Genomic DNA, 13,446 nt, shown 5'->3' on the forward strand with positions numbered 1-13,446 from the left:
TCGACCTGTGGTAGGTCAATAGATTTAGTTAAAAGCTTCGCCGGCAAGGCCGGCTCCTACAGGTTTGGCAGGAGCCAGCCTTGCTGGCGAAGAGGCCCGATCAGACCTCCAGGTAGTCCAGAATCCCCTCGGCGGCATTGCGCCCCTCGAAGATAGCCGTCACCACCAGGTCCGAACCGCGCACCATGTCGCCACCGGCAAACACCTTGGGGTTGCTGGTCTGGTGCTTGAAGCGGTTCTGCTCCGGCGCCACCACACGGCCCTGGCTGTCGGTCTGGATGCTGAACTGCTCGAACCACGGCGCAGGGCTGGGGCGGAAACCGAAGGCGATGACCACAGCGTCCGCCGGGATGATCTCTTCGGAACCCGGAATCGGCTCGGGGCTGCGACGGCCACGGGCATCCGGCTCGCCGAGACGGGTCTCGACCACCTTCACGCCCTCGACCTTGTCTTCACCCACGATCGCGATCGGCTGGCGGTTGTAGAGGAACTTCACGCCCTCCTCCTTGGCGTTCTTCACCTCCTTGCGCGAGCCGGGCATGTTCGCCTCGTCACGCCGGTAGGCACAGGTCACGGCCTTGGCGCCCTGGCGGATGGAGGTACGGTTGCAGTCCATCGCGGTGTCGCCACCGCCCAGCACCACGACCTTCTTGTCCTTCATGTCGACGAAGTCTTGCGGGGACTTTTCAAAGCCCAGGTTGCGGTTGACGTTGGCGATCAGAAAATCCAGCGCGTCGTGCACACCCGGCAGGTCTTCGCCAGGGAAGCCACCCTTCATGTAGGTGTAGGTGCCCATGCCCATGAACACCGCATCGAACTCCTCGAGCAACTGGTCCATGGTGACGTCCTTGCCCACCTCGGTGTTCAGGCGGAACTCGATGCCCATGCCGGTGAAGACTTCGCGGCGGTTGCTGAGCACGGTCTTTTCCAGCTTGAACTCGGGGATGCCGAAGGTCAGCAGGCCGCCGATCTCGGGGTTCTTGTCGAACACCACCGGGGTTACCCCGCCGCGCACCAGCACGTCGGCACAACCCAGGCCCGCAGGGCCGGCACCGATCACCGCGACGCGCTTGCCGGTGGGCACCACCTTGGACATGTCCGGGCGCCAGCCCATGGCGAAGGCGGTGTCGGTGATGTACTTCTCCACCGAGCCGATGGTCACCGCGCCGAAGCCGTCGTTGAGGGTACAGGCACCCTCGCACAGGCGGTCCTGCGGGCACACCCGGCCGCACACTTCAGGCAGGGTGTTGGTCTGGTGCGACAGCTCCGCTGCGGCGAGGATGTTGCCCTCCGACACCAGCTTGAGCCAGTTGGGAATGAAGTTGTGCACCGGGCACTTCCATTCGCAGTACGGGTTGCCACAGCCCAGGCAGCGGTGGGCCTGTTCGGCCGACTGCTGGGGTTTGAAGGGCTCGTAGATTTCCACGAACTCTTTCTTGCGTTGACGCAACAGTTTCTTCTTCGGATCCTTGCGCCCGACCTCGATGAACTGGAAGTCATTACTCAGACGTTCAGCCATGTTCAAAACCTCATCAAACTCTTCAGGCGCATATCACTGCGGGTTGGCACGGGTGCTGGACAGCAGGTTCTTCAGGTTGGCCGCCTTCGGCTTGACCAGCCAGAAGCGACGCACGTAGTCATCCAGGTTTTCCCAGAGCTCACGACCCCATTCGCTGTTGGTTTCTTCGACGTATTCACCCAGCACGCGCTGCAGGTGGCTGCGATAAGCCTCCATCGCCTCGCCGCTGATACGCTGGATCTCCACCAGTTCGTGGTTGACCTTGTCGACGAAGCTATTGTCCTGGTCGAGCACGTAGGCAAAACCACCGGTCATCCCGGAACCGAAGTTGTAACCGGTCTTGCCCAATACGCAGACAAAGCCCCCGGTCATGTATTCACAGCAGTGATCGCCCGTGCCCTCGACGATGGCGTGGGCACCGGAGTTGCGCACCGCGAAGCGCTCACCCGCGGTACCGGCGGCGAACAGCTTGCCGCCCGTGGCGCCGTACAGACAGGTGTTGCCGACGATGGCGCTGTGCTGGGTTTCGAACGGGCTGCCCGCTGGCGGCACGATCACCAGTTTGCCGCCGGTCATGCCCTTGCCGACATAGTCGTTGGCATCACCTTCGAGGTACATGTTCAGGCCACCGGCGTTCCACACCCCGAAGCTCTGCCCGGCAGTGCCCTTGAAGCGGAAGGTCAGCGGCGCCTTGGCCATGCCCTGGTTGCCGTGCAGGCGGGCAATTTCACCGGAGATCCGCGCGCCGATGGAGCGGTCGCAGTTGCAGATATCCAGCTCGAACTCGCCGCCGGCCAGGTCACGGATCGCCGGCAGGGCCATCTGCACCATCTTCTCGGCCAGCACGCCCTTGTCGAACGGCGGGTTGCGGTCCACTTCGCAGAACTGCGGCTTGTCGGCCGGAACGTGCGGGCTGCCCAGCAACGGGCTGAGGTCCAGGTGCTTCTGCTTCTCGGTTTCACCGGGGAGCATTTCCAGCAGGTCGGTACGCCCGATCAGCTCGCCCAGGCTGCGCACGCCCAGCCTGGCCAGCCATTCACGGGTTTCCTCGGCCACGTAGGTGAAGAAGTTGACCACCATGTCGACGGTGCCGATGTAGTGGTCCTTGCGCAGTTTTTCGTTCTGCGTGGCCACGCCGGTGGCGCAGTTGTTCAGGTGGCAGATGCGCAGGTACTTGCAGCCCAGGGCGATCATCGGTGCGGTGCCGAAGCCGAAGCTCTCGGCGCCGAGGATCGCGGCCTTGACCACGTCCAGGCCGGTTTTCAGGCCTCCATCGGTCTGTACCCGCACCTTGCCGCGCAGGTCGTTGCCGCGCAGGGTCTGGTGGGTTTCGGCCAGGCCCAGTTCCCACGGGGCACCGGCATACTTGATGGAGGTCAGCGGCGAGGCGCCGGTACCACCGTCGTAGCCGGAGATGGTGATCAGGTCGGCATAGGCCTTGGCCACGCCGGCGGCGATGGTGCCTACCCCGGCTTCGGCCACCAGCTTGACCGAGACCAGCGCCTGCGGGTTGACCTGCTTCAGGTCGAAGATCAGCTGCGAGAGGTCTTCGATCGAGTAGATGTCATGGTGCGGCGGTGGCGAGATCAGGGTCACGCCCGGCACCGCATAGCGCAGCCTGGCGATCAGGCCGTTGACCTTGCCGCCCGGCAGCTGGCCACCCTCGCCCGGCTTGGCGCCCTGGGCCACCTTGATCTGCAGCACTTCGGCGTTGACCAGGTATTCGGGAGTGACGCCGAAGCGGCCGGTGGCCACCTGCTTGATCTTGGAACTGCGGATGGTGCCGTAGCGGGCCGGGTCTTCGCCGCCCTCACCGGAGTTGGAGCGCGCACCCAGGCGGTTCATCGCCTCGGCCAGGGCTTCGTGGGCCTCAGGCGACAGCGCGCCCAGGGAAATACCCGCCGAGTCGAAGCGCTTGAGGATGGCCTCCAGCGGCTCGACTTCGCTCAGGTCCAGCGGCTGCTCCAGGGTTTTCACCTTGAGCAGGTCGCGGATCATCGACACCGGACGCTTGTCGACCAGTGCGGTGTATTCCTTGAACTTGGCGTAGTCGCCCTGCTGCACGGCAGCTTGCAGGGTATTGACCACGTCCGGGTTGTAGGCGTGGTATTCGCCACCGTGCACGAACTTGAGCAGGCCGCCCTGCTGGATCGGCTTGCGCGGGCTCCAGGCTTCGGCGGCCAGCAGCTTCTGCTCGTTCTCGATGTCGACGAAGCGCGCGCCCTTGAGGCGGCTGGCCACGCCACGGAAGCTGAGGTTGACCACTTCCTCGGACAGGCCCACGGCTTCGAACAGCTGCGCGCCCCGGTAGGAACCGATGGTCGAGATGCCCATCTTGGAGAGGATCTTGAGCAGGCCCTTGGAGATGCCCTTGCGGTAGTACTTGAACACTTCGTCCAGGTCACCGAGCACTTCGCCGGTGCGGATCAGGTCGGCAAGCACTTCGTAGGCAAGATACGGGTACACCGCCGAGGCGCCGAACCCGATCAGCACCGCGTAGTGGTGTGGATCGCGGGCGGTGGCGGTCTCGACCAGGATGTTGCTGTCGCAGCGCAGGCCCAGTTCGGTCAGGCGATGGTGCACGGCGCCCACGGCCAGCGACGCATGCACCGGCAGCTTGCCGGGTGCGATATGACGGTCGCTCAGCACCAGCTGGGTCTTGCCGCTGCGCACGGCTTCTTCGGCCTGTTCGGTGATGTTGCGCACGGCCGCTTCCAGGCCGATGCTTTCCTCGTAGTTGAGGTCGATCACCTGGCGTTCGAAGCCCGGGCGGTCGAGGTTCATCAGCGAGCGCCACTTGGCCGGCGAAATCACGGGCGAGCTGAGAATCACCCGCGAGGCGTGCTCGGGGGATTCCTGGAAGATGTTGCGCTCGGCACCCAGGCAGATCTCCAGCGACATCACGATGGCTTCGCGCAGCGGGTCGATCGGCGGGTTGGTGACCTGTGCGAACTGCTGGCGGAAGTAGTCGTAGGTGGAACGCACGCGTTGCGACAGGATCGCCATCGGCGTGTCGTCGCCCATCGAGCCCACGGCTTCCTGGCCCTGCTCACCCAACGGGCGCAGCACCTGGTCACGCTCCTCGAAGGTGACCTGGAACATCTTCATGTACTGCTTGAGCTGGTCGCCGTCGTAGCTGGCCACGCCCTGGTCGTCGCTCAGGTCGGCCTGGATGCGCAGGGCATTCTGGCGCAACCAGCGCTTGTACGGGTGGCGCGACTTGAGGCGGTTGTCGATCGCATCGGTGTCGAGGATCTGGCCGGTCTCGGTGTCGACCGCGAAGATCTGCCCCGGGCCCACGCGGCCCTTGGCGATGACGTCTTCGGGCTTGTAGTCCCACACGCCGATTTCCGACGCCAGGGTGATATAGCCGTTCTTGGTGGTGACCCAGCGCGCCGGGCGCAGGCCGTTGCGGTCGAGCAGGCACACGGCATGGCGGCCTTCGGTGAGCACGATGCCCGCCGGGCCGTCCCAGGCTTCCATGTGCATGGAGTTGTATTCATAGAACGCGCGCAGGTCGGGGTCCATGGTCTCGACGTTCTGCCAGGCCGGCGGTACCAGCATGCGCACGCCACGGAACAGGTCGATGCCACCGGTGACCATCAGCTCGAGCATGTTGTCCATCGACGAGGAGTCGGAGCCCACGCGGTTGACCAGCGGGCCGAGCTCTTCCAGATCCGGGATCAGGTCGTTGGCGAACTTGGTACGCCGCGCCTGGGCCCAGTTGCGGTTGCCGGTGATGGTGTTGATCTCGCCGTTGTGGGCGAGGAAGCGGAATGGCTGGGCCAGCGGCCATTTGGGCAGGGTATTGGTGGAGAAGCGCTGGTGGAACACGCAGATCGCGGTCTGCAGGCGCTCGTCGCTCAGGTCCGGATAGAAGGCGGTGAGGTCCGCCGGCATCATCAGGCCTTTGTAGATGATGGTCTTGTGCGAAAAGCTGCAGATGTAGTGTTCGGCATCGGCGGCGTTGGCCACCGACGAGCGACGCCGGGCACTGAACAGCTTGATCGCGAACTCCTGATCGCTCAGGCCTTCGCCACCGACGAACACCTGCTCGATCTGCGGCAGGCGCTCCAGCGCCAGGCGACCGAGCACGCTGGTGTCGATCGGCACCTTGCGCCAGCCCACCAGGCTCAGGCCGGCAGCGAGGATCTCGCGGTTCATGTTGTCGCGCGCGGCTTCGGCCTTGGCGGTGTCCTGGTTGAAGAACACCATGCCGACCGCGTACTGGCGGGGCAGCTCGCTGCCGAACTGTTCCAGGGCCACGGCCCGCAGGAACCGATCGGGCTTCTGCATCAGCAGCCCGCAGCCGTCGCCGGTCTTGCCGTCGGCGTTGATCCCACCACGGTGGGTCATGCAGGTCAGGGCCTGGATAGCCGTTTGCAAAAGGTGGTGGCTGGGTTCGCCCGTCATATGGGCGATCAGGCCGAAACCACAGTTATCCTTGAATTCTTCGGGATGGTACAGACCTGTTTTCATAGACACTTTCTCACCAGGTTCGCCTCTCACCAAGGCAAATCTCTTTTTAATACAACCACTTACCATCCACGCCGAACGAACGTCAGCTTTGCGGGGGCAATACGGATGCCATTGTTGCACAGCGACAGTGAAGCCCACAAATTTACTGACGCATCAGTGAAAATCCATGTCGCATTTTTGAATGTTTTTATACAAGAATCCGTGGTAACGGAATTGCTTGAGTCTGAAGCGTTTCAGCCTGGACTGCAACAGGGGCTTGTGGCCGGCAGTCTGGGACAGAAAAGCCTGCCGCGTGTTACGCAGCAGGCTAGACCGGGGTTCAGGAGTCGCTCAGCAGGTGGCGGGGGTAGTGCCACCCGACCATGTATCAGCGGGTCGCAGCCAGTTCTTGTTGGACGCTGGCAACGGTACGAGGCCAAGGTTTACCAGCCTGGACCTTGGCTGGCAAGGTTTTGATTGCAGCGACGGCTGCATCGCGGCTGGAGAAGTTGCCGTAGGTGATCACGTACAGGGGTTTGCCCTGCAGGGTTTTCTTGAAGTAGCGATAGTCGCCACCCTCGGCCTTGACGAACGCCTGGGCCGATGCCTCGGAACTGGTGCCCAGGATCTGCACCACGTAGTTGCCTGGCGCCTGGCCGCTGTACCAGCTACCGCCCGCAGCGGGCTTGGCAGCTGGTTTTTCCGCAGGCTTGGGTGCCGGCTTGGCCGTGGCCACCTGCACGGGCGCAGGGGCGGGCTTGGCGGCAGGTGCAACCGGCTTGCTGGCCACTGGCGCGGCAGGCTGCTGCGCCGGTACAACCGGCTGGGCCATCGCAGGCGCCGGGCCTGCAGTGACACCGGCGGGCGGTGCAGTGGTGGTAACGGTAGGCGGCTGCAGTGCAGTGTCGCCAGCCGGGCCGGATTCCTCGCCATCACCCATGCCGGCCGCCTCGGCCAGCGGGCCGCGCATCACCGGCTGGGACTGGCCCACCAGTGGCAGCGGCATCGGCTGCGAAGAACCGGCGAACTCGATGGCCGGGCCACCGTTGTTCGACTGGGCATTGCCCGGCTTGCCCTGGCCCAGGGGCAGTTGCGCCTGCTCGGCAGGCGCAGTGGCCGGCGCCTGGTCGCCCTTCTTGGGCATCAGCACGGCTGCCGCCACGGCAACCACTACCACGGCAGACAACGCCAGCACGTGTTTCTTCGGCATATTGAACCCCATTGATGGTCGCTTCACCGGCGAGCGGGTGGCGAGCATGGCTTCGATCATGGTATCGCGGGCCACCTGGTTGATTGCTCCAGGCCAGCCGTCCGAGTTTTCGTGAATCTCGGCGATCTGCTCGCTGGTGAACACCTCGATACCGCGCCCGGCACCTTCCAGACGCTGCTCCAGGTATTCCCGGGTTTCGTCCTCGGTGTAGGGCTGCAACTCGATGACGTGGAAACGCTCCTGCTCGGCATTGAGTTCATCCAGGGCTGCGATCAGTGACGGCTCGCCGAACAGGAACACGTGCGGGCGACCTTCCGGTGTGCCCGCCGCCAGTTCCAGCAAGGCTTGGAGTGCCGACTCGCCAAGTTGTTCCGCATCGTCCACCAGCAAGTAGACTTCCTGACCGGTCAGCGCCAGCTGCACGATCTGGGCGAGGATCTCGGTGACTTGCGCCTTGGCCACATTCAGCGACTGCGCTACCTGGGCCAGCAGGCCGGCTGCATCGCCGGCGCCACGCGCCGAAACCACCACGCTGAGCACCGACTGCTTGTTGGTGCTGGCCACAAGGGCCTGGCGCAGCAGGGTCTTGCCGCTGCCCAGAGGGCCTGTGACCACCAGCAGCAGCTGGCTGTAGCGGGCCAGGTGATGCAACTGGCCCAGCACCGGCTTGCGCTGGGCAGGGAAGAACTTGAAGCCAGGCACCCGCGCAGCGAAGGGGTCATGGTTCAACTGGTAATGGCCGAGAAAGGCCTCGTCGGCATGCAAACTAGTCATCGAACTCTCGTCAACCTCAAAGCTGGGCCACGATTGCGCGGTAATCCGCCGCCAGCGTGGCCTGAAGAATCTCTTGCGGATAGTCGTCGGTCACCACGGCTTCGCCCATATGGCGCAGCAGGACCAGGCGCAGACGACCGTCGAGCACCTTTTTATCGACCGCCATGTGTTCCATGAAGTGGGCCGGGGTCATTTCGGCCGGAGGCACCACCGGCAGGCCGGCGCGCTGGAACAGGCGAATGCCGCGGTCGCGCTGCGCCTGGCTGATCCAGCCCAGGCGCATGGACATTTCCAGGGCCATTACCGTGCCAGCCGCCACGGCTTCACCGTGCAGCCACACACCATAGCCCATGTGGGTTTCGATGGCGTGGCCAAAGGTGTGACCGAGATTGAGCGTGGCACGCACGCCCGACTCGCGCTCGTCAGCCCCCACCACGGCCGCCTTGGCCTCGCAGGAGCGCTGGATGGCGCGGGTCAGTGCAGCCTGGTCGAGCGCACGCAGCGCATCGACATTGTCTTCGAGCCAGCCCAGAAACGGCTCGTCGCAGATCAGGCCGTACTTGATCACCTCGGCCAGGCCCGCCGACAGCTCGCGCGGCGGCAGGCTCTTGAGGCTGGCGGTATCGATCAGCACCGCGTTGGGCTGATAGAAGGCACCGACCATGTTCTTGCCCAGCGGGTGGTTGATGCCGGTCTTGCCGCCCACCGACGAGTCCACCTGGGACAGCAGCGTGGTGGGCACCTGGATGAAGTCCACGCCGCGCTGGTAGCAGGCGGCGGCAAAGCCGGCCATGTCGCCGATCACCCCGCCGCCCAGGGCGATCACGGTGGTGCGACGGTCGTGGCGCGCCGTCAGCAGGGCGTCGAAGATCAGTTGCAGGGTTTCCCAGTTCTTGAAGGCCTCGCCGTCGGGCAGCACCACCGGCAGTACCGAATAGGCCCCCAGGCTGTGGGTGAGGCGTTGCAGATAAAGGGGCGCGACAGTCTCGTTGGATACGATGGCGACCTGCTTGCCGGCAATGTGCGGCGCCAGCAGTTCAGGCTGATCCAGCAGGCCTTCGCCGATGTAGATCGGGTAGCTGCGTTCGCCCAGTTCGACCTTAAGTGTCTGCATATGTCCCCACAAAGAACAAAGGCGCGGCATCGAAGACACGACCCGCGCAATAACGAAGTGCCCTGCCAGGGCATGACTGGCCGCCGAGGATAGTCAAGCCTTAACGGGGCGGCAACTTCTGCAAGCGCTCCAGAATATCCAGAACCACCATGCGCGGCGGCCGCTCGTCGGTTTCCACCACCAGGTCGGCGATTTCCCGATAAAGCGGGTCGCGCAACTCGAGCAAGGCACGCAGCGTGGCCTCCGGGTTGGCCGTGCGCAGCAGCGGCCGGTTGCGGTCACGGGCGGTACGCCCCACCTGCTGCTCCACCGAGGCGTGCAGGTAGATCACGCGCCCCCCGGCATGCAGCGCCGCACGGTTGGCATCGCGCATCACCGCACCGCCGCCGGTGGCCAGCACCACGCCGTCGGCCTCGCACAGCTCGGCGATCATCGCCTGCTCGCGATCACGAAAGCCGGGCTCGCCTTCCTTGTCGAAGATCCACGGGATGTTGGCGCCCGTGCGCAGCTCAATTTCCTTGTCGGAATCCTTGAACGGCAGGCGCAGCTCTTTGGCCAGCAAGCGACCGATGGTGCTCTTACCGGCACCCATCGGCCCTACAAGTATCAAATTTCGCACAGAATCAACGACTCACAGCAATCGCCCGGTCACTCATGATACGCGGAGTCAGGAAGACCAGCAGCTCGGATTTTTTCTCTTGGATGACAGCGCGACGAAACAGCCGCCCAACATACGGCACATCGCCGAAAAATGGCACCTTGTCGACAACATTACTTTGCACGGTGGCATACACCCCGCCGATCACGATGGTCTCGCCATCCCCCACCTGAACCTTGGCATTCACCTCGTTCTTGCGGATCGGCGGCACGCTGTTGAGGGCATTGAGGTAGTCCGGCTCGTCCTTGGTGACCTTGACCGTCATGATCACCCGGTTGTCGGCCGTGATCTGCGGGGTCACCTCCAGCGACAGCGAGGCCTCGCGAAAGGTGGTGGACGTAGTGCCGTTGGCGCCCGACTCCTGATACGGCACCTCGGTACCCTTGAGAATGCGCGCGGTTTCCTTGTCGGCGGTGACCACCTTGGGCTGGGAGATGATTTCGCCATTGCCGGTCTTTTCCATCGCGCTGAGCTCCAGGTCGAGCAGCACACTGTCGCGCACCAACCCCAGGCCGATACCCGAGGTGGCCCGTTCCACCCCCAGGTCGACGAACGGCAGCCCGTCGGCGGCCAACCCGCCTGCGCGCAGGCCGCCGCCCAGTTGCACCGCCCCGCCCCAGCGCACCCCCAGGCTTTTTTCGTAATCGACATTGGCCTCGACGATGCGCGCCTCGATCATCACCTGGCGAACCGGTACATCGAGCTGCGCGAGCAGCCGCCGCAGGTCGGCCAGGCGTGCCGACGGCTGGCTGGCAATGATGGTGTTGGTGCGCTCGTCGACCGTGATCGCGCCGGGGTCGTCGTTCTCGACCATGGCCTGGAACAGCTGCACGATGTCCCCGGCCCGCGCATGGCTGACCGTGAGCAGTTCGCGCACCAGCGTTGGCGGGGCCTGCGCCGCACGGGCCTGGGTATCGTGCCCGGCCAGTTCGGCCAAAGGCGCCACCAGCAGCACGTTGCCCTCCTGACGCCGACCCAGGCCCTTGCTGCGCAGCACCAGGTCCAGTGCCTGTTCCCAGGGCACCTCGTGCAGGCGCAGGGTCACCTTGCCCTGTACTGCATCACTGGCCACCAGGTTGACCCCGGTGAAGTCGGCCAGCACCTTGAGCACCGAACGCACCTCGACATCCTGGAAACTCAACGACAGCGGCTCGCCGCCATACCCTGCCCCCTCGGCCCCAAGGCCTGCACCTGCTACCGGCAGCGCCACCATCAGTACCGCACACAGGCTGAACATCCTGTTCATCCACGACCTCCCTGGTCAGTTGACGACGTGTCGAGCCACCCCATTGGCTTCGATCACCTGCGAGCGCTCCACCCAGCCGGCGCCCTCGACCCATACCTGCTCCTCGAGCTCGACCTGCTGCGCATCGATGCGCACCACCCGCCCCTTGTCCGGCCCCAGCCGGTCACCTTCGCGCAACGGGTACAACGCCCCCGCAACACGGATCAACGCCACCCCGCCGCGACGGTCGGCCAGGTGCCCAACCAGTTCCATCTGTTCCAGCGGCACGTGTTCCAGCGCAAATTCGAGCGCTGCGCGCGCCGGCGCGGCAAAGGGATCGCGCGCCTCCGCCAGCACCGGCGCCGGCTGCGCCACGGGGTCGACCGGCAGGCCGGACGCATAGGCCTTGAGGTGCATCTGCAGACGCAGTTGCCCACGCCCCGCCAGCGGCGCTAGGTGAAGGTCATGCAGGGTCACGCGCTCAGGCAGTGTGGCCAGGGCGTCGACAAAACCGGCCAGCGCGGCGAAGTCGCCCACCACCTGCAGGTGCACCGGCATTTCGGCATGCAGGGCCTGCGGCTGCGCCGGCAACACTTTCACCTGCTCGAACACCAGGCCCCGCCCGGCCCGGGCGACAGCCTGCAGCAGGCCGGGCATGCCGCCCGCTGGCAGCAGCCGGGCCTGGGCCTCCCGCAGGCGTTGCTCCAGGCCGAGCAAGCGGGCCTGCTGCTCGTCCAGCCGGGCGACCTGGTCTGCCTGCGCTTGCCAGGCCTGCTGCAACTCGGCCCCACGCGCCAGCGCCCGCTCAAGCGAAGCGTTCGCCCCGCGCAGGTGCAGCCCATAACCGCTACCGAGCGCCAGCAGCAGGCAAGCCGCCAGCAACAGCGCCTTGTACCGCCGAGGCCACGCTGCCATCAGGTACCAGTCGAGAGCCGGGCTCATGGCTGCACCTGCGCACGGAGGTGGAACACCTCGCCGGCGGCGGTGGCCTTGATCTCCTGCAACTGCACCTCGCTCAGGCCAGGGGCCTGATCCAGATTGCGCAGCAGTTGAGTGACCGACGCCCGCCCCTGTGCCACCCCCTCCAGGCGCAGCGCGCTACCCTCGAGCGCCAGTGCAGTCAGTTGCAACCCTTGTGGCACCCGCGTGGCCAGCGGTGCAAGCACCTGACCACCTGGGGACGCGGCGCGCAGCACGGCATCCAGCCCCTGGATGCGTTCCTGCAGCGCATCGCCCCGGGCGGTCAGGTCGGCCAGTTCTGCCAGCGGGCCCTCAAGCCGGGCGATGGCATCGCGCAGGGCCGCATTGGCCTGCCCCTGCTGCGCCAGGCGATAGACGCCATGCCGGTCCAGCAGCACCACGATGGCGACCCCCAGCAGCAGAGCCACCAGCATCAACCCCTGCAACTGCCGCACACTGCGCTGGCGTTGCCAGGCCCGCCACGGCAGCAGGTTGATATCGCGCCTCACGGGGCACGCCTCAACGCCAGCCCATAGGCCAGCGCCAGCGCGGGTTCGGCGGCATCGAACACCGTGGTTTCGATACCCAGCCGACGCTGCACTTCCAGCGCCTGGGCCGAATCGGCAGCCGCCCCGGTCACCACCAGCCGCGCCGGTGCAGGGCCCTCCAGGGCCTGCAACCAGCGTTCGATGCAGGCAGCCAACGCCTGCGGCACATCGGCCGCTGCACCCGCGTCGGCACGCCATGCCTGGTGCTGTGCATGCAGCGCCCAGTGCCCTGGCTCGACCCGCACCACGGCGACCGCGTCATCGTCCGCCCCGACCGCGCGCAACAACGCCAGGCTGTCGGTCTCGACCACCCGCGCACGCAGGCCTGCCAGCTCCAGTGCCGCCTCCAGCCCGTCGAGCCAGCCCTGATGACAGGCATACACCCCCACCGCCTCGTAGCACGGGTCGTGCGCGACCGAGCCGCGGCACTCGAAATCGAAGGCCGCCTCGTCCAGGGCAAAGGGTATGAAAGGTTCGGCCTCATGGCACAGGCGGGCAAACAGGGCATCCTCTGCCAGCCCCGCCGGCACCTGCACGGTCTTGCTCAGCACGGCCGTGGCCGGAATCGCCAGCGCCGCCTCGCGCAAGGTGGCACCGCTGCGGGCCAGGGCATCGCCCAGTACCTGCGCCAGCTGTGCCGGGTCGGCCACCCGGCCGTCCTGCAGCACGCCCGCCGCCAGCGTCTGCACGGCCTGCGCACGCACCTCGAAGGACCCTGCCATCTGCCGCAGCTGCAGCAATCGCACCGCGCAACATGAAATATCGATACCCAGCAGTGAACCGGCATCCTTGCCGAAACGTCCAAACATTGGCTTTCCCTGGCATCCGCCTGCTTCGACCGGCCCCCAGACAGGGCACCGGTCAGCCCGTGCACCGCGCAACCCACGCGGCACAGTGAAAATTGCTTATAATGCCCAGCGTTTTTTCTCGTCGATCAGCCCTGCGCTCAATCCATATTTCAAACTGGACACCCCAAAGCC

9 protein-coding genes are annotated in these 13,446 nt (G+C 65.4%); all 9 read right to left on the minus strand.

The features are described 5' to 3' along the window. Positions 1–100: 100 nt before the first annotated feature. A complete protein-coding gene (locus LOY33_RS24240; RefSeq protein WP_043859935.1) occupies positions 101–1,519 on the minus strand; it encodes an FAD-dependent oxidoreductase in 1,419 nt (472 codons plus the stop codon). Between the two features lie 33 nt (positions 1,520–1,552). After that, positions 1,553–5,998, minus strand: coding sequence for a glutamate synthase large subunit (gene gltB / locus LOY33_RS24245; RefSeq protein WP_078481687.1), 4,446 nt, complete (start codon positions 5,996–5,998; stop codon positions 1,553–1,555). 367 nt (positions 5,999–6,365) lie between these two features. Further along, complete coding sequence (locus LOY33_RS24250) at positions 6,366–7,961, minus strand: AAA family ATPase (protein WP_258660327.1); 1,596 nt, start codon at positions 7,959–7,961, stop codon at positions 6,366–6,368. A gap of 16 nt (positions 7,962–7,977) precedes the next feature. Beyond that, positions 7,978–9,075, minus strand: coding sequence for a 3-dehydroquinate synthase (gene aroB, locus LOY33_RS24255; protein ID WP_043859938.1), 1,098 nt, complete (start codon positions 9,073–9,075; stop codon positions 7,978–7,980). Positions 9,076–9,175: 100 nt separating this feature from the next. Beyond that, on the minus strand, positions 9,176–9,694 hold the full coding sequence (gene aroK / locus LOY33_RS24260; RefSeq protein WP_043859939.1) for a shikimate kinase AroK: 519 nt from the start codon (positions 9,692–9,694) through the stop codon (positions 9,176–9,178). A gap of 4 nt (positions 9,695–9,698) precedes the next feature. After that, a complete protein-coding gene (locus tag LOY33_RS24265; protein WP_408980710.1) occupies positions 9,699–10,970 on the minus strand; it encodes a type IV pilus secretin PilQ in 1,272 nt (423 codons plus the stop codon). Positions 10,971–10,994: 24 nt separating this feature from the next. After that, complete coding sequence (locus tag LOY33_RS24270) at positions 10,995–11,900, minus strand: pilus assembly protein PilP (protein ID WP_258660331.1); 906 nt, start codon at positions 11,898–11,900, stop codon at positions 10,995–10,997. Further along, entirely contained in the window at positions 11,897–12,427 is a 531-nt protein-coding gene (locus tag LOY33_RS24275) for a PilN domain-containing protein (protein ID WP_168186835.1), read from the minus strand. The genes LOY33_RS24270 and LOY33_RS24275 overlap by 4 nt, the downstream gene beginning before the upstream one ends. Next, a complete protein-coding gene (gene pilM / locus LOY33_RS24280) occupies positions 12,424–13,275 on the minus strand; it encodes a type IV pilus biogenesis protein PilM (protein ID WP_258660333.1) in 852 nt (283 codons plus the stop codon). The genes LOY33_RS24275 and pilM overlap by 4 nt, the downstream gene beginning before the upstream one ends. Between the last annotated feature and the right edge of the window lie 171 nt (positions 13,276–13,446).

This window comes from Pseudomonas sp. B21-036, assembly GCF_024748925.1.
GTDB classification, from domain to species: Bacteria; Pseudomonadota; Gammaproteobacteria; order Pseudomonadales; family Pseudomonadaceae; genus Aquipseudomonas; species Aquipseudomonas palmensis.

Bases quoted from the DNA above. Each gene is read 5' to 3' on its own strand.
- LOY33_RS24240 (WP_043859935.1), bottom strand. From the start codon at position 1,519: ATGGCTGAACGTCTGAGTAATGACTTCCAGTTCATCGAGGTCGGGCGC.
- LOY33_RS24265 (WP_408980710.1), bottom strand. From the start codon at position 10,970: ATGTTCAGCCTGTGTGCGGTACTGATGGTGGCGCTGCCGGTAGCAGGT.
- gltB (WP_078481687.1), bottom strand. From the start codon at position 5,998: ATGAAAACAGGTCTGTACCATCCCGAAGAATTCAAGGATAACTGTGGT.
- LOY33_RS24250 (WP_258660327.1), bottom strand. From the start codon at position 7,961: ATGACTAGTTTGCATGCCGACGAGGCCTTTCTCGGCCATTACCAGTTG.
- aroB (WP_043859938.1), bottom strand. From the start codon at position 9,075: ATGCAGACACTTAAGGTCGAACTGGGCGAACGCAGCTACCCGATCTAC.
- pilM (WP_258660333.1), bottom strand. From the start codon at position 13,275: ATGTTTGGACGTTTCGGCAAGGATGCCGGTTCACTGCTGGGTATCGAT.
- LOY33_RS24270 (WP_258660331.1), bottom strand. From the start codon at position 11,900: ATGAGCCCGGCTCTCGACTGGTACCTGATGGCAGCGTGGCCTCGGCGG.